The following is a 17,828-nucleotide window of genomic DNA, read 5'->3' on the forward strand; positions in this document are numbered from 1 at the left end:
CTTTTCACTATAGCATGGAGAAAAAAATAGTTCTTGCAATAGATGATGAAGAAACAATGATTGATCTAATAAAGAGAAATCTTGAAAAGATAAGCATACCAGTAATAGTTTATGGAGCAACAAGTGGCGAAGAGGGGCTGGAAAAATACAAAAAATTGGCAGAGCAAGGGAAAAAACCCCATCTTGTCTTAATGGATTTAAATCTTACTCAATGGGGAAAGGGAAAGATGGATGGAGTTGAAACCACCAAAAAAATCCTGGAATTTGACCCAAATGCAAATATCTATGGCTACACCGCCTGGTTCGCCACCGCCTGGGCGAAAAAACTGGAGGAGGCGGGCGCAAAAAAAATTATAGAGAGAACAATTCTGCCATCTGATTTCAGAAAATTAATTGAGGATATATTGAAAGAAATTTAAGCAACTCTTCCCATCCTGAAGGCTCCTGTTATTCTTATTTCATCTTCTTCCAGACTATAGTCTATCCAGTGGCGCGATATAACTTCTCCACAACCCTGGACCCTTAACTGCATTTTTGCTCCTTCCTCTCTAAGCTCTATAACTCCATCCATAAGATGTTTCATTGTCTGAACTTCAATTTCATCATGCATTCCTCTTGTCATCGAAAACATTGATGTGAGTCCCATTCTACTGCATATCCCGCTTAGAACTTGTAAAAATCTGAAAACCGCTTTTGCATCTGAATAAACAATTAAAGTTGATAAGGAATCAAAAACCATTCTTGATAATCCAGCATTTTCTCTATGAATTTGAACTATAGATGAAGCAATTTTCTCCCTATTAACAGGACTATCAATAAATATTACTCTCTCATCCTTTTCTTTTAATTCAACGCTCTGAGAATAAACATCTATATATCTTACCATTCCCTTATTTTCATATTCCCTATAGGAAGGATCTAATTTAACCATTTCATCTCTAATTTCTGAAAATGAACAATCTGTTAAAACAAAAATAACACCCTCATTATTCTTCAGACCAGATAAAGCAAATCTCCTGAGAATTATTTCCTTTCCTATAAATGGAGGGGCATAAATAAGAACATTTGTTTTTAATGGTATTCCTCCTTTCAAAAGCTCATCAAGTCTGTCTATGCCAGTGCTAGCAAGCATTCTGAGCATCCTCCAAAATTTCTAGCATTTTATCAATTACTTCATAAACATTCTTTCCATCTTTTGCGGAAATTTCTATAATAGGAATATCCTCACTTAATTCCATCCTATTCCTTATTTCTTCCTTACTCATTGCTCCTTGTATATCTTGCTTATTTGCTAAAATAATGAATGGAATATTAATTTTTGATATAATCTCCTTAGCATAAAAAATATCCTCCTCTTTTGTAGAGTCAACAACAATAAATATGATGTTTGATGAGCCAATCATTTTATCTGCTATGGGCGAGAATCTTTCGAGACCAGGTAATCCAAAAATATCAATTCTGTAGCCCTTATAATCCACAGAGCCATACTCAATTCCAACAGTTGCTCCTTTTCTTTCTACAGGTGTAAATTCTTTTGAGACAGATTTTATAAAAGTTGTTTTTCCAGATTGATGCGGTCCTATAACAGAAACTTTTGGTATATATACTCTTAATCCCTCCGGCTTGAATATTTTGAAATATATTTCTTTATCCTTGCAGTCATTCCAATCGACTTTTCTTATGCACATTTTTTGTCTTGTAACTATATCCTCAACAAGATTTACTTCTATTATCGCATTAAAAATTCTTTTCAATCTGTAAATTATAGATTCTTTGTAAGGCCATGAAATAAAATTATAAAATGAAACAACTTCTTTTTTGCCTAATTCCTTATTCAATTTTTCTATTCCATCTAAGGTATCTTTTTCCCCACACAAATCCATTATATTTGAAAGGGAATCAAAAATAACAACTCCTCTATCTATTTTTTCTATAATATCTAATAAGACACCTTCATAGTTTTCTATATCATGTGCTTCATATATTCTATATTTCTCTTCAGAAGGTGCTCCTATTAAAGAAGAGTATGCATCCACAACAATCATTTTGTCGTAATTTTCTCTACTCCAGTTAAATTCTCTAAAAACTTTTTCAACATTTTTTGGTGAGGACTCTGAAACAACATATACACCATACAACCCTTTTTCAAGATTGTGATGAAGGACATGAATTCCTATATTGCTTTCCTCCACTACAGGATCAATATAAAATAAAACAGATTTTCCATAAGGTATGCCATTTAGAAATCTATCAAGTTTTGATATGCCTGTATCAATCATTTTTTCCCAGCTCTTTCCCAATCTTCTGCATTAAATCCAAAAATTCTACGTCAGGAGATGTTACAACCGCAATCAAATAATCTGGCCCTGCGCCTCCTACAACTATCTTCCTGTTCTTTCCCTCAATAACAACAAATTTTGGCACACCTCCTTTTATTTCATCAATTGCTATTTCTGCGGAGCTTAATATTGTAGCTACCATTGCAGAGAAAACTTCTACATGGAAATTTTCTATATTTGTATATACTGGAAGACCATCTCTGGAAACGATAAATACTCCTTCCACTCCTTTCTCCATTTCAAGCTCCCTTAGTATCTCCTTATAGTTTTTTGTCATACTTTTCATATAACCAGAAAATGGTAATAAAATTTTCTAAATTAATTTGAAGATTAGATAGGTAATGATTATCATTATTGTTGCATGTCTCAAGCCCGCAATAGCTTTTCCCTCAGTTATTGATCCCGCAACAACACCACTTCCTATTGCCTGAGCAAGCGCAGTGCATATATAAATAAATTCATATTCTTTCAATGAAATTGATGGGCCCGAGAAGCCCGGTAAGCTTACCGCTTTTGAAATAAGATTTGATAGGAAAAATTTTGATAATGCTACTATTACCGCAAGAAATACAAAAAATGAAATGTAAATAATCATAAGATAAAGACTCATTTCTGTCTTTCTTTCATTTTGCAAAATTTTTATTTCCCTCGCATTTGTTGCAGCAGCTTCTATCACATCTGCAGTTTTCCCTCCCGCCTCTGAAGCTTTTATGACCATTGTTGTTGTTCTCTGGATGAGAGGTGTTTTTATTCTTTCCCCAAATCTTCTTAGAGCTTCTGTAAAAGGAATACCCCAGGAAATCTGAATTGCCATTTTTTTAATTTCTGGTGTGAGATGTCCATAGTCGCCTCTTGCCGCCATTTCCACCGCTCTTGCCTCGGTCATTCCCGCCTTTCTTGATTCAGCAAGATCTCTTAAAAATTCTGGAAATCTTTCTTCCATTGAATTTATTTTCCTATAGTGGAAATATTCATAAAATCCGAAGGGGCCAATAGAAACAAGTATTGCGTATATCGCAAAGTCTATTGAATATTCTCTGGAAAGGGATAGTGCTCCTATTGAACTTATTTTTCCAACTTGAAGTAAAATTGCAATTGCAATAAATATTGCAGCGAAAACCGCTGATATAGACAAAATCACTATTTTTTTAACTGTTTCTACATCATATTTTTCCTTGAGAACACCGCTTTTTTCAGGTAATATAAACAATATGTATAAAACTAAGAAAAATAAGAGAAAGATACTCAATCCAATTAATACATATACCCATTTTATTTCTGCTAGAAAAATTCTTGGCTTCGGGAGAACCGCTATTATATTGATAGCAATGAAACCGACTATAAGGAAAATTATTCCAAAATACAATATCCTTCTCCTTAAAACAACTTCTTCCTTTACAGTTTTACCACTTTCATAAATACCTACTATTGAGTCAATTGGAGAAGGCATTTCTCCTCCTATCATAAGGGACATCATCCAGGAAATCATTGCAAAATTTAAAAGGAAAAGAGGGTCTGCCATGTTAATGATTATGCGAGGAACATTTCTCGGCAAATGGTAGAGATCTGTCTGGGAGGCAATAACAACAAGAGAGAAAATTATTGAAAATATGAAGAAAATAAGGTAAGCGGGAGTTCTTTCAACATATGGGATAGAGAGCACTGTATAAAGCATAAGCAACAATACCGCTCCAAGCAATATATTTATTAAAACTCTTGAGATATTGATGGCAAAAAAAACAATGAATATATTTAGAATTGTCGCAAAAAGTAAAATTATGAATGAAAACAGGGAGGTGAAATAATATTTCCATTCTCTTTCCTTATATTCATCCGGTATAAATGGCAACATATCTTCCTTTATTTTTCTCTGAACATATGAGAAGAATAAAAATAATATTATCGCGGTAGCGAAAAGTATGTTTGAAAGAGCATAATATTCAAAAAATCTGGCAATTGTTGATGCAAGTATTATGGAAAAGGAAACAATTAAAGCAAAAATTGTTATTTTCCTCGCGATCATTTTAAACCTCCGGTGTCATGGAACTTATTGCAAGAGCAAATCCTAAATGGGATATAGGAAGCATTACAAAGGCAATTAAGTAAAGGATTATTGGGGAGGTAGGTGCGCCCCCGCTAAATGAAATCATAACCGAAAACATTATTATCAGGAAAAGAGGGGCAGCAACCACCACTGTTACATAACTTTCAGCAAGAATTCCCAAAGTATTTAAAAATTCTTTTTGAATCCTCCTGTTTTCCCTCATATATTCTTCTGCTTTCGCCAGAAAATATCTCTTTAAATCTCCTCCAGAAGTTATCGTTGTTATTGCTCCCTGCAAAAATTCCTGAAATTTTATTGAAGGTGTTCTATTGGCAGCATTTCTCAATGCGGTTATTATATCTATGTTAAACATATAAATATCCCTGTAAATCCAAGCTGCTTCTTTATGTATTTCTCCATATATCGGTTGCTCCGCAAGGTTTCTGAATATTTCCGCAGGGGTGATGCCCGCTGTGGCCATTGCTGCTATGAAATTCAAGGCATATGGCAATTTTGCATCTATATCCTTTTTTCTTTTATTTGCTCTGTTTTCAGGAATTGTCAAGGTTATGAAATATGTGAGTGCTGCAAGAAGAATTGGAAGAGGAATTATTATTGAGAGAAGTTTCTTGGGCAAGTTCAGGACTGGAGAAAGAAACATAATGTAAATAAATACAAAAATCAACCCTGCAAGAGAAGAAATCAATGCATTCATCCATGCAAACGCTATATATGCATCCGCTCTTATTTCAAAGAATCCTCTTTCAAGTGCCCTTTTTATGTATTCGATTTGAGGAGATTTTGATGCCTTTCTTCCAAATATTTTATATGCTAAATTCTGATATTTTGTCAGCATTTTTATTCACTTTTTCCATAACTTTATCAGGACTTTTATAATATGCAGATACTATGCTCCCAAAATCGATATAATTCTTTATTCCTCTTTCAACCATCCATTTTATAACTTCCACCCTCCTGTTAAATTCTTCATTTAACTCTCTATCACTCCAATTTCTCTGCTCCGCAATTCTATCCATCACATGACCTTTTCCATAATAATCAAAGCTATCTTTCCTAGGATTCCATCTGAAAACATCATTTGTTAATAAATCATCTGTAGTGGGATCAATACCAACTACTTCAACAACTTCTTTAATTCTCCTAACCCTCTTTTTTCCTATCCTCATTAATCCCTGAATTGCTACTATATCTAATGCTTGAAGTTGTATTCGAGGTATGCTTATTGGCTCACCTTCAAGCCTATGAACAACAGAAAATATTGAATCCGCATGCATTGTGGAATAAACAGTATGTCCAGTAGCCATCGCTTGGAAAAGAACAACCGCCTCCTGCCCTCTTATCTCTCCTACTAAGATGTACTCCGGTCGCTGGCGGAGTGCTGCTTTGAGTAAATCAAACATTCCAATTCTTGTATCTTCTTCTCCTGTTACTGTTTCCCTTGTCACGGATGCAATCCAGTTTGGATGAGGCAAGTTTATTTCCCTCGTATCCTCTATTGAAACTATTTTCATTTGAGGTGGTATAAAGAGGCCAAGGGCATTTAATGTTGTTGTTTTCCCAGAAGCGGTTCCACCCGCAACTATGGCGGATGCGCCGTGCTCTATCGCAAGCCAGAAATAAGCAGCTAACTCTGCAGAAATTGTGTTGAATTCTACAAGATGAGTTGGGGTAAATGGCTCTTCTCTAAATCTTCTTACTGTAAAATTTGAACCCATTGAAGAAACCTCTCGCGCGAGGCATGCTTGTAATCTCGAACCATCTGGCATTGTTGCATCAAGCAATGGATGGGATATGGAAATATGTCTTCCGCATTTCTGGGCAAGTTGAATTACAAAAGAATCAAGTTCATCATCTGTCTGAAAATATACATTCGTTTTAAGTGATTCATAATTTCTGTGATATATGAAAATTGGAACGCCTGCTGAATCGCATGATATATCTTCAATCATTGGATCGGTCATTAAAACATCTATCTTTCCATAACCAAGAAAATCTCTTATCACATAATACATTATCTTTTCTCTTGTTATATCATCTATCTTTATTGAATAATCTCTTATCACTCTATCAACATTTTTTTTCAAATATTCTTTCGCCTCTTCTTCCTTAAATTCAGTCAGCTCTATATCCATTGTTTTAATCAATGTTTCTTTTATAAAATCTAAAATTTTTCTTTCTTCTAGGGAAAGAGGCGGTTCAATTACTTCATAAATATATTCGTGATTCTTATTGTCGTATAGTATTCTTATGTAAGAATATGGTTTTTTTATTGGATGAACTTCAACAACCTCTATATAATCTTCTCTGGGTGGAAGAATCTGCACAACTTCTTTTTTTACACCAAAAAGTTTTTCTATGTCCTCTCCTCTTTTAATCAACCTCAAACTTTCTCTGGCTTTAAAAACTTCTTCATTTTGCTGAATATTTTTTAACTCTTCTATAATTTTCTTATTTTTTGATATAATTTCATCAACCTTATATTTACTAAGTAAAAACATTGCTTTTTTCCTTTCTTCTTTTTCTTCCTCTTTAAGCAAATTTTTATTTTTCATCTAAATCCTACATTTTTTTTGATATATATAGATTTATATTTATTCAGCATATATTGATAGCAAAATGCTAACAATTATTTAAGTTTTTCTGTTTTTATTTTGAAATTCAAATAATAAAATTTATGTTTAAGTTTTCTTTACATATTCATGAAAAAATTTGTGATTATGGTAGCGATTGCCTTTCTTTGCTTCATGTTGCTGAATTATAACAAAGCTAGCGATTTCAGTGTCGTGTATGTTAACGATGATTTTGATGAAAATACTGGTGGATGGAATATAACATGCTTCAATAGCATTCAGGGAGCAATTAACAAGGTTGCGGAAAATGGAACAGTTTTTGTTTATAATGGAAATTATTCTGAAAATTTGAGTGTAAATAAAAATTTAAAAATTTTTGGAGAAAATAGAGAGAAAACATTTGTTAATGGAAAAATAAGTATCTATGGGCAAGTAGAAGTTAGGAATATCTCCTCAAAAGGAATTGAAATATTTTCTTCTTTCAACAAAATAATTGATTGCAATATTTTTGGAGGAAATGGAATATATATTTCAAATTCAACAAATAACACAATTTACAGATGTATTATTTCAAACAATAATTTTGGAGTTTACATCAATTCAAGCTATTCAAATAGCATAAGGAGAAATAATATAATAAATAACTCGCAGAATGCCTTTGATAATGGCGATAACATATGGGAGGAAAATTACTGGAGCGATTTAACAGATGAAACTTATGCTATTCCAGGAGGAGACAATAAGGATTTAAATCCGTCATTGGAGCCATGGGATTTAACCCTTCCTTCTTTAATTTATACAATTTCCGGAGAATCTGGAAAGAATGGGTGGTATAAGAGCAATGTCACTATAAGCATAGAGGCATTTGATAATGATGAGATATCTAAAATAAATTATAGCATAAATGGATTGAGAAATACAACAACAAATTCATCATTTAATATAACATTGGGAGAAGGAATCCATAATATAGAAGTTTATGTGTTTGATAAAAATGAAAATTTTATTAAGGAAGAATTTGAAATTAAGGTTGATACCTCGTCCCCTTCCATTGGATATATAATTGATCCCTCACTCCCTAACGGCAAAAATGGATGGTATAGAAATGTATCAATATCAATAAGTGCGAATGATAGTGTAAGTGGAATGATGGATGGAAGCATTGATTATAATATAAATGAAGAAGGATGGCAAGAATATAAAGGATTCTTTGCTGTCAGGGAAGAAGGTTATCTAAATATATCGATAAGAGCGATTGATTCTGCTGGAAATGAAAATATTACAAGTTTTGAACTAAAAAAAGATTCAACACCTCCCACAATAACCATAGGCAATCTATCAGGTTTATTTATAAAAGATATGTATGAGCTATTTTGGAATGCAACTGATAACATAGACACAGATTTAAATGGAAGCATCTCTCTATATTATTCTCCAGATAATGGCACAACATGGGAAATAATAGAGGAAAATATCCAAAACAGCGGGAGATATGCATGGAATACTCGATTATTTAATGATTCAAGAAATGGCCTTTTAAAAATTTCAGCGGAAGATGATGCGGGAAATGTTGGATATGCAATTTCTCAAAATTTTGTTTTAGATAATACACCTCCAGTCGTTGCAATAACTTCTCCAAAGGGAGAGGCATATGGAAAAGATGAATATGGAAATATAATAATTGAAATAATATGGAGTGCATTTGATGCCATAGATGATGACTTAAATGGAAGCATAAATATTTCTCTTTATAATGGGACATGGTTTGATATAGAAAAAAACTATAACAATAACTTCAGATATACAATAACAAATGCAAGTGATTGGGGAGATGGACAATATACTATAAGAATTTCTGCAAGTGATGATGCGGGAAATACAGGATTTGCTTATTCAAATTTCACAATTGACAAACAACCCCCTCAATTAAGAATAATAAAACCTAGCAAAGGGTATTTGTATATAAATATCTTCGGGAAGGACATAATACCGCCCCTCCAACTGTTTGGATTTTTATATGATGCGATTATAATAGGAAAAATAAAAATCGAGATTTATGCATATGATACTCATTCTGGACTGCAAGATGTTAGGATAAAAATAGATGAAGATGAGCCATTCCCTGTCGAATGGCCTTATCAATATTTCTGGGATCCTCCTACAGGAGTGCACAATATAAAGGTAATTGCAAGAGATAATGCAAAAAATATAGAGGAAGAAGAAATAAGCAGAATATTATGTCTTAACTTTTAGCAAGGAGGAAGTTTTTCAGCGTCATTTCCCTTTATAAATTCCTGCCAGTAATATCTTCTCATTGCAATATTTATTGTAGGAAGAGCTAAAGAATATGGAGCGAATTTTGTCATTTTTATTGATCTATAAACTCTTTTTATGGTTTCTTTCATTGAATAAAATCCTCTTATTACATGTTTCATTCCTTCAAGAAGTTCTTCAGGCGACATATTCTTTGGTTGATATACGACATGTGCTTGCGTATATTTACTCCAATCTTTAGTTAGAATTCTTCCCTCTTTTTCCAGTCTCTCATATAGTGGTGTTCCAGGATATGGAGTTAGAATATTGAATTCAGCAGCATCTATTTCCCATTGAAGAATTGCTTCGAGAGTTGTATCAAATATTTCTGGTGTGTCTGCATCAAAACCAAATATAAATCCACCTATTACCCCCATCCTATATTCTCTAACTTTTCTTATTGCTTTATCATATTCCTCCGCTTTATTTGAAACTTTATGTGCTTCTTTTAGGCTTGCGGGATTTATTGATTCAAACCCAACAAACCAGGCTATGCACCCAGCTTCTTTTGCATATTTCAAAAATTTTTCATCTCTGCCAAGAAGATTTATATTTCCGTTTGCAATCCATTTTTTCTTCAGAGGTTTTATTGCCTTGAAAAGCTCTATGCTGTAATTTGGGTTTATTGTAAGAGATGGGTCTCTAAAGATTATTACTTTATTTTTTATTTCCTTCATTTCTTTAACAACCGCATCAATTGGCCTGCTTCTCAACTTTCTTCCAAGGAAAACAGAAGTAGCGCAGAAATCGCATGCATTTGGACAACCCCTGCTTGTCTGAACCCCTTCTGCAAGAGGTTTATTTTTCATCAAATCTCTCCTTGGAAATGGAATTTCTCCCGCATCAACATGTGGGCCATAGTAAAATGGCTTTAGTTCCCCTGCTTCCAAATCTTTCAGCAGTTCATTCCATATTCCTTCCGCCTCTCCTATAACGACCGCATCCGCATGCTCCTTTGCTTCCTCTGGCATGGCGCTTGGATGATACCCACCCAGCACAACTTTCACGCCTTTTTTCCTGAATTTGTCTGCAATCTCATAGGCCCGAAAAGCGGTCATTGTAAGAGAATTTATTCCAACAATGTCCCATTTTGCATCGAAATTTATTTCTTCAAAATTTTCATCAACTATTGTTACTTCATGCCCGTCAGAGCAAGCAGCAACCTGAGCAAGGCTTAAAGAAGGGTTTCCAAAGAGTTTTACAAAAGGAGTTCTTCTATCCCTGTAAGTTGTAACTCCATGCTCAAGCTTAGGGAATACAAGCAAAATTTTCATGAGCTTAAAATAATAGTAGATATATAATTTTTGTTTATAGGCTTTTGATTTTATTTCATAAATATTTTAAATAGAAAATTGTTATAGGGTTGTGAATGCAAGAATAGATAGTATAGACAGGAAGATAATTTCCCTGCTCCAAAAAAATCCAAATATCTCTCAGAACGAGATTGCAAAAGAAGTGGAGTTATCTCAGCCTTCTGTAAGTGCAAGAATTAAAAGAATGCGCGAAAGTGGAGTTCTTGCATTGATGTTTGGAATAGATATTAAAAAAGTAGGGCTCCATGTTGCAAAAATAGAATTAAATAAAAATTATAAAAAGGAATTTATTAAGGAATGTCCTTACATTCTTTCCATAATTGAAACAGTTGATAAAAATGTTTTATATCTTGTAAGCGAGGATTTCTCAAGCCTTGAAGCAATAGCAAAGAAACACTTTAACATGGATGATTTTGAAGTTGTAATATCTTCCTATCCAAATTTAGTTCTTCCAATAAAAATTCCAGAGCCAAACAATGGATGCGGGAGTTGCGATTGCAAGAATTGTGATTTCTATATAAAGGGAAAATGCATTGGCTGTCCTTCTTCTCCATATTACAAAGGAATGCTATGGTAAAGATTGATGAACTGCAAATTGAACAAAGCATAAAGGAAATTTTAAAGGAGCAGGGAATAAATGAGCTATACCCGCCGCAGGAAAAGGCAATACCTTATGTTTTAGAAGGGAAAAATGTTGTTGTTTCCACTCCAACTGCTTCTGGAAAAAGCTTGATTGCATATTTAGCTTCGCTTAAAACTGCTTTAAATAAAGGAAAAAGTATTTATATTGTTCCTTTAAGAACTCTTGCAAGAGAAAAATATGAGGATTTAAAAAAGTTTGAAAAAATTGGAATAAAAGTTGGTATTTCAACCGGCGACTTATATGATAAAGGCGAAAAACTTGGCAGATATGATATAATTGTATGCACAAGCGAGAAAGCGGATTCTTTGTTAAGGCATAATTCAGAATGGATATATGAGATCAGGAATGTTATCATTGATGAGATTCATATGATAAATGATGCATCTCGTGGTCCAACTCTTGAAGTTATTATTTCAAGATTCATGCATATGATGCCTGTTCAAATAGTTGCTCTATCCGCAACAATAAAAAATGCTTATGAGATTGCGGAATGGCTTAATGCAGAGCTTATTGAATCTGACTGGAGGCCTGTTCCTTTGAAGCAGGGGGTGCTTTTTGGGAGGAAAATATATTTTGATGATGAGAGTTTTAAGGAAATAGAAAATCCGAAGCTTGAAGGAATAGTTGAAGATACCCTTCGTGATGGGCAAATCCTTATTTTTGTTAATACACGCTTATCATCTCAAATCCTTGCTGAAAAGCTAAAGGAAATAACCTGCAGATTTTGTGATGAGGGGCTTGAGGAAATAGCGAACAGAATTTTGCATGAGGAGGAGGTGACAAGCATATCTAAAAAACTCGCTGAATGCATTAAAAAAGGATGCGCTTTTCATCATGCAGGCCTTACATCCAATCAGAGAAAAATAATTGAAGATAATTTCAAGAAGGGAAAAATAAAATGTGTTGTTGCAACTCCAACAATGGCGATGGGAATAAACATGCCAGCAAGAAGGGTTATAATAAAAAATCTCTGGAGATACTGCGAGCCTGAAGGAGGCATGAGGCCCCTGCCAGTTATGGAAGTGAAGCAAATGATGGGAAGAGCGGGGAGGCCAGGATATGATGAAGAAGGAGAAGCGATATTAATTGCGAGGAATAGAATGGAGAAAGAGAGATTATGGGAAGAATATATAAAGTCGGATATTGAGCCAATTTACTCAAAACTTTCTTCTGAGCCACTGCTAAGGATGCATATTCTTGCATTGATAGCAACAAATTTTGCAATTACATGGGAAGAAATAATAGATTTTTTCAAAAAAACTTTTTATGTTCATCAGCTAGGAATGCTTCCAGAAGATAAAATATGGGAATGCCTTGATTTTTTGGAAAGAAATGAATTTATCAGGAGTGATGGAGAAAAATGGAGAGCAACTCCTTTTGGGGAGAAGACATCAAGCCTTTATCTAGATCCTCTGAGCGCATTAAAAATGAGAATTGCTCTTGAAAATAAAATTGGAAATAGCTTTGCCTATCTTCATGCAATATGTGCAACACCTGATATGAGATGTATCTCTGTTAGTAGAAAAGATGAATGGCTCGAGGAAAAAATAAATGAGGAGAATTTTCTTATTCCAGTTCCATCAATATATGATGAAGAATATGATTTTTTCCTTTCAGAGGTTAAAACCGCCTGCATGCTTGAAGATTGGATAAATGAAAAAAAAGAAGATGAGATAATTTCAAAATATCAGATTGGCTCTGGAGATATTCATGCAAGAGCAGAAACCGCTGAATGGCTTCTTTATTCAATGTCGGAAATTGCAAGGCTATTTAATTTTGAGGCAATTCCTGTATTGAAAAAGCTTGAAGTGAGAGTTAAATATGGATGTAAAGAAGAGCTTCTTAATCTGGTTAAGCTTCGAGGCATAGGAAGGATTAGGGCAAGGATTTTATATGAAAATGGCCTGAAAAATATTGAAATGCTTGGAAAAGCAAGCATCTCCATGCTCAAGGAATTGCCAGGTATAGGAGAAGGAGTTGCTAAATTGATAAAGGAGCAGGTGGAGTGATGGTTATGATAGTTATAGGAGCAAAAGGAAAAATGGATGTAGATTCTGCAATAAAAAAATTAAATGATTTCTGCAAGAAGAATTCTTTAATTGGGCAGATCTTTGATGCGGATTTAGTTTTTGGGGAAGAGCATTTAATTGTTGCATATGAGCGTGCAAAAAGAGCTTTTGAAGAAGGAAGAAATATTTGCAAGAGCATTGAAATGGAAATGCTTCTTTATGCTTCTGGAAAAAGGCAGATAAATGAAGCAATTTCATTAATTGGAGCAAAAAAGGAGGGAAATTATGCCTTCTTTTTTTGCGGAGAAATTGAAATAGAAAAATTGATAGATTTTATTTGCAAATTAAACCTTGAAATAGATAGGAATGTTATTGATTTCAAGAAAGAAAAATTGAAAAAATTTGGAATAAGTGAAAATGAAATTATTGCTACTGATGAAAAATTTCATAAAGATTTAATCTTTGAAAAAATTGCATTGCTCGATGCAATAAAATAGCCCGGATAGGGTAGTCAGGATATCCTTGGAGGCTGCGGACCTCCAGACCCGGGTTCGAATCCCGGTCCGGGCATTTATTAGAAATAAGAAAACTCATAAACTCCTTTTTGATTTATAATAAATGAGGTTAATTCTAAAGCTTGAGGATGAAAAAACCCAGGCCATAGAAAATACCTATCACAAGCTCCAGGGATTTGTTTATAAATTGATAAGAAATGATTTTTCATCAATTCATGATAAAAAGGGATACAAGTTCTTCTGCTTTTCAAATATATTTCCTTCAAAAAGAGAAAGCAAAATCAGAAATTTTATAATTTCTTCTCCAAGCGTGGAAATTATAAACTCCATAAAGGATTCATTGGAAATAGGAAAGGTTGTAAATATAGGAGAAATGCAATTTCGCATTAAGGATTTTTCAACCTTTAATTTGAGAATCCCAAAAAGAAATTTACGAATTTATTCTTCAACTCCAATAATAATAAGAATTCCTGAAGCAAAATATGAGCATTATAATATTCCTCAAGAAGAAAGAAAGGCAAGATATGTTTATTGGCGTCCCAAATATAGCTTTGAGGCATTTGTTAAACAGCTAACAGAGAATTTAATAAAAAAATTCAATGATTTTTATGGAACAGAAATTTCAAGATATGATTTATTTGAACAATTCGTTTTTAAAAAATCTGTTGCAAATGAAATAATAATAAATGGAAAGGCATATCCAGTTGTTGGAAGTATCTGGGAATTTTTATGGAGCAATATGGATGCGATGCAAAGAAAAATTATTGAATTTGGCATAGATACTGGTCTCGGCGAAAGAAATAGCATGGGCTTTGGGTTTGTAAATATAGCAGGGTATGCTTCTGTATCATCAAAAAGTTACTTATAATGTCCTAAATTCAATATCGCTTTTTCCAGGTACCTGAAATCCTATATCTGATTTGTACCAATCTCTTATGTTTTTAAAGGGTATATATTTAAAGTCTCCCATGTCGCCTAATTGAGGTAGATTTAGATATTCTTCTTTAGGAAGTTTTATTGAAAGAATGTATTTGTTGAATTCTTTTTTAATTTTCAAAAGATTTTCCCATTTTTCTAATTTGTTTTTTGATAATAATATACTTTCAACTTTTTCTCTTATATCTTTTGCTTTTTCGTCAATTTCAACAAATATAGAAAGAGATATTAACTCCTCAATCAATTTAAACTCTTTTATCTCGCTAAAATTTAATCTTTTTAAGTGATTTAAAATTTGCTCAGAATCATCATGTTTTTTTCTTTCGTTTATCAATTTATAGTAATTTTCCTGTGCAGAAAGAACAAATTCTTTCTCACTTACCAAATTACCAAATTTTTTAATTACTTCTTCTGTAGCTCCTACAAGAGTATTGTCGTAAATATACTGCCAATACTTTTTGCTGGTTTTATCATCCTTTAACACAATGACATGAACTGTCCCACAATTTTGATTATTTCTGTTACATCTTCCTGCGCTTTGTATTATACAATCTAACGGGGCCATATCTCGATAAATGATATCAACACTGATATCCACCCCCGCTTCGACCAATTGTGTAGTTATAATGATTTTTCTTTTGCGATCTTTTTTAATTCTTTTAATTCTTTCCAACCTAGAAGCTGGTAAAATGTGAGTTGATAGATTTATAAGCTCTAGGTCACTAAGAACACAAATTCCATCATTATCAATAATACTTTCCGATGAGTCAATCCTATAGTAATTCAGCAAGTTGTTTTTTATGTGTTCATACATCTTTTTGCAAGCATCGATAGTATTTAATATCACCATTATGTTCTTGTCTTTTTCTTTTAAAATTTCATTATAAATTTCTTCGGAGAAACAATACAAGCCTTTCTCAGCAACGTTAAAATCAAGTACAAATCTATTAAACATACTAAAGTATTCTTCTCTGTTTTTTATTAAACTCTTTGTTTCTTTCTCCTTTTCGAAAATAAGTGGCTCTGTAGCTGTCATTAATATTACCCAACAGTTGAACTTTTTACTTAAGTAATCCAACACCTTGTTGATTAGAAGCCAGTATTTCGTAGGGATCGATTGAATTTCATCCAGAATTATTATTGAGTTAATGATATTATGAAACTTTCTAGCAGAGCGATTTCTATTTGTAATCAAACTATGAAATAGCTGAACGAAAGTTGTTATTATTATTTCGGAATACCAACCCTCAGTTAGCAATAGAGATTTATTGATGTTTTTGATAGGATTTAATTCGTTATTCTTCTCTTCCTTGTATTCAATATCTGCTAAGTGATGGTGCTTTAAAAATAAATTTGAAGGCACTTCCTTATACTCTTTTACGATTTTAAATGCATCTTCTATTACTTTAGCGTTTTGATCTATTATGCCCAAGAAAGGCAAAGAGTAGATTATTCTTGGGATAAATCCAAACTCCTCTTCTATTTTTTCTCTAAGTTTTAATGCAAAAGATAAACCAGTTAGCGTTTTACCAAATCCTGTCGGGAGGTTTATGGATAAAATTCTCTCCTTTTTGATATCTAAGCTATTTATTGAATCTTGTACTTCTCTGTATGCTTTCTCTCTAACTCTGTTAATATCATTATCCTCAGTTCCACTAAATTCTATTTTCTTATAGTCGTCTATCAAATTCTTCGTGATTTTTATCCTATGTGGAATATTCGTATCCGAGGCATCTAACTTATCAGCATCTAAAAGAATAGAATAAAGGAACAGGATATCAAAATAGTATTTTATATCTTCCTCCCTTGAAAGTTTAATAAGATCATGGCGTATTTCCTTTGCGAATTTTTTTGCGTCATTTAAATTGTTGAAAATCTTAAAAAAATCTTGAAATAAATCTTCAATTTTAAATTCTTTTATTAGTTCTGAGTAAATCGCGACAATTTCTTTTAAACTATTTTCCCTTATATCTTCCATTTGTTTAAGACAAACTTCCATTTGACGATCGTCCTCTAATTTAGAGATTTCCCCACTAGCTTCTCCTACATTTTTAATATCACCGTGATGTTTATTAATAACAATCCATGCTATTAGAGGTATATGCCACAATTCTTCTAATCTTTTTATTTTTTGAAGATGGTTTTTAGTTAGGTAATATCCAAACAATGAAGATAAAAAGCCATGGTTAGCATATATGGTTTCTTCGCCACCATTTAACATTTTCTGAAAGAATGTGGTCGCTTTTCCGAAATCATGAGAAATTCCGATCAAATAAGCTATTTTGGAAAAAATCTCTTTATCTTCTATATATTTTGAGTTTACAATATCAGTTGATAATTTTGCAACATTTTCGAGATGATTTTTGAGTAGTTTATTAGGGTGGGATTTTAATTTAAATGAAAACAACATTTTCATTTCCTATTCTATAGATAGAGGTATCTTTGACTTTTAATGGCTTGGCATTTGCTTCAAAAAATACATCCACATATTCTCGAACCACTCTGTTACTATCCATAAATAGCGGAATTCTCTCCTTAACGATGTGTAGTCCTTCTTCATCTACAATAAGCGTGGATCTATCTTTTCTTATTACTGTATGTACCTCTTCCTTGTTTTTTGATTTTAATTCAATCACGTTATCAAATTCACCGACGAAATTAAAATTTGCTATTAACTCGCTTATGCCTAAGTAGGGCGTATAGAAACTCTGATGGTTTTGAAGATATTTTTTTAATTTATTTTGTAACTCTTTATCTTTTAGCCAAATATAAATTCGGTATTTTGGTTCCTTTAAAAACTCAAAAGGGGTAGGAGAACGTGGTTGTTCTTTACCTTGAATAATATCCCAAAGGTAAAATCCCAATTTAGTATTAATTAAATTTATGTTTATCCTGATTTTTTTCAATGGATGGAGCACCCTTACAGCCCACCTAACGTTTTCGGGATGGAACACATTATAGTAAGAATCTCTTTCTTGTCCAAGAATAGCTGATACAATGCCCGACAGCGCTGTTCCAGTTGGGATAGAATATGTTAAGGGGGATGTTGTAGTTTCTATCCTCCTAAAATGCGCAAAGTCACCCCAAATATCAAATACCAATACTTTATCTATCTGTTGCATGAT

At 33.0% G+C, this 17,828-nt stretch carries 15 protein-coding genes and 1 tRNA gene; 7 read left to right on the top strand and 9 right to left on the bottom strand.

The window, feature by feature from the left end; translation table 11 throughout:
• The first annotated feature begins 14 nt into the window (after nucleotides 1-14).
• Nucleotides 15-419: a response regulator gene (locus H5T44_03790; protein MBC7081347.1), complete on the top strand. Its 405-nt coding sequence runs from the start codon at nucleotides 15-17 to the stop codon at nucleotides 417-419.
• On the opposite strand, the gene H5T44_03795 is transcribed toward H5T44_03790, so the two are convergent.
• From H5T44_03795 to H5T44_03820, 6 genes are read right to left on the bottom strand one after another with little or no spacing between them, the layout of a single operon-like run.
• The gene (locus H5T44_03795) at nucleotides 416-1,132 is read right to left on the bottom strand and encodes a hypothetical protein (protein ID MBC7081348.1); all 717 of its coding nucleotides are present in this window, start codon (nucleotides 1,130-1,132) and stop codon (nucleotides 416-418) included. The genes H5T44_03790 and H5T44_03795 overlap by 4 nt on opposite strands.
• Nucleotides 1,122-2,279, bottom strand: coding sequence for a GTP-binding protein (locus tag H5T44_03800; protein MBC7081349.1), 1,158 nt, complete (start codon nucleotides 2,277-2,279; stop codon nucleotides 1,122-1,124). The genes H5T44_03795 and H5T44_03800 overlap by 11 nt, the downstream gene beginning before the upstream one ends.
• Nucleotides 2,272-2,625 (bottom strand): roadblock/LC7 domain-containing protein, encoded by a 354-nt coding sequence (locus tag H5T44_03805; GenBank protein MBC7081350.1) that lies wholly within the window; start codon nucleotides 2,623-2,625, stop codon nucleotides 2,272-2,274. Before H5T44_03805 ends, H5T44_03800 begins: the two co-directional genes overlap by 8 nt.
• Before the next feature lie 27 nt (nucleotides 2,626-2,652).
• A complete protein-coding gene (locus tag H5T44_03810; GenBank protein ID MBC7081351.1) occupies nucleotides 2,653-4,362 on the bottom strand; it encodes a type II secretion system F family protein in 1,710 nt (569 codons plus the stop codon).
• Between the two features lies 1 nt (nucleotide 4,363).
• Nucleotides 4,364-5,239: a type II secretion system F family protein gene (locus tag H5T44_03815; protein ID MBC7081352.1), complete on the bottom strand. Its 876-nt coding sequence runs from the start codon at nucleotides 5,237-5,239 to the stop codon at nucleotides 4,364-4,366.
• Nucleotides 5,208-6,956 carry a type II/IV secretion system ATPase subunit gene (locus tag H5T44_03820; GenBank protein MBC7081353.1) on the bottom strand — a complete coding sequence of 583 codons (1,749 nt, stop codon included), beginning with the start codon at nucleotides 6,954-6,956 and terminating at the stop codon, nucleotides 5,208-5,210. The genes H5T44_03815 and H5T44_03820 overlap by 32 nt, the downstream gene beginning before the upstream one ends.
• 147 nt (nucleotides 6,957-7,103) lie before the next feature.
• Between H5T44_03820 and H5T44_03825 the strand changes: the two genes are divergently transcribed.
• A complete protein-coding gene (locus tag H5T44_03825; GenBank protein MBC7081354.1) occupies nucleotides 7,104-9,227 on the top strand; it encodes a right-handed parallel beta-helix repeat-containing protein in 2,124 nt (707 codons plus the stop codon).
• On the opposite strand, the gene H5T44_03830 is transcribed toward H5T44_03825, so the two are convergent.
• On the bottom strand, nucleotides 9,224-10,561 hold the full coding sequence (locus H5T44_03830) for a radical SAM protein (protein MBC7081355.1): 1,338 nt from the start codon (nucleotides 10,559-10,561) through the stop codon (nucleotides 9,224-9,226). The two genes, H5T44_03825 and H5T44_03830, sit on opposite strands and share 4 nt — an antisense overlap.
• 91 nt (nucleotides 10,562-10,652) lie before the next feature.
• On the opposite strand from H5T44_03830, the gene H5T44_03835 reads away from it, so the two are divergent.
• The 5 genes from H5T44_03835 to cas6 all read left to right on the top strand — a co-directional run bounded on the left by H5T44_03835 (nucleotide 10,653) and on the right by cas6 (nucleotide 14,635).
• Complete coding sequence (locus H5T44_03835) at nucleotides 10,653-11,177, top strand: winged helix-turn-helix transcriptional regulator (protein ID MBC7081356.1); 525 nt, start codon at nucleotides 10,653-10,655, stop codon at nucleotides 11,175-11,177.
• A complete protein-coding gene (locus tag H5T44_03840; GenBank protein ID MBC7081357.1) occupies nucleotides 11,171-13,252 on the top strand; it encodes a DEAD/DEAH box helicase in 2,082 nt (693 codons plus the stop codon). The genes H5T44_03835 and H5T44_03840 overlap by 7 nt, the downstream gene beginning before the upstream one ends.
• Before the next feature lie 5 nt (nucleotides 13,253-13,257).
• Nucleotides 13,258-13,749 (top strand): hypothetical protein, encoded by a 492-nt coding sequence (locus tag H5T44_03845; GenBank protein MBC7081358.1) that lies wholly within the window; start codon nucleotides 13,258-13,260, stop codon nucleotides 13,747-13,749.
• Nucleotides 13,749-13,822, top strand: a tRNA-Arg gene (locus H5T44_03850). Before H5T44_03845 ends, H5T44_03850 begins: the two co-directional genes overlap by 1 nt.
• 48 nt (nucleotides 13,823-13,870) lie before the next feature.
• The gene (gene cas6 / locus H5T44_03855; protein MBC7081359.1) at nucleotides 13,871-14,635 is read left to right on the top strand and encodes a CRISPR-associated endoribonuclease Cas6; all 765 of its coding nucleotides are present in this window, start codon (nucleotides 13,871-13,873) and stop codon (nucleotides 14,633-14,635) included.
• On the opposite strand, the gene H5T44_03860 is transcribed toward cas6, so the two are convergent.
• Nucleotides 14,630-17,119 (bottom strand): CRISPR-associated endonuclease Cas3'', encoded by a 2,490-nt coding sequence (locus H5T44_03860; GenBank protein MBC7081360.1) that lies wholly within the window; start codon nucleotides 17,117-17,119, stop codon nucleotides 14,630-14,632. The two genes, cas6 and H5T44_03860, sit on opposite strands and share 6 nt — an antisense overlap.
• A complete protein-coding gene (gene cas5b / locus H5T44_03865) occupies nucleotides 17,097-17,825 on the bottom strand; it encodes a type I-B CRISPR-associated protein Cas5 (protein MBC7081361.1) in 729 nt (242 codons plus the stop codon). The genes H5T44_03860 and cas5b overlap by 23 nt, the downstream gene beginning before the upstream one ends.
• Nucleotides 17,826-17,828 lie beyond the last annotated feature (3 nt).

The organism is Thermoplasmatales archaeon, from assembly GCA_014361195.1.
Lineage (GTDB): Archaea > Thermoplasmatota > E2 > UBA202 > JdFR-43 > JACIWB01.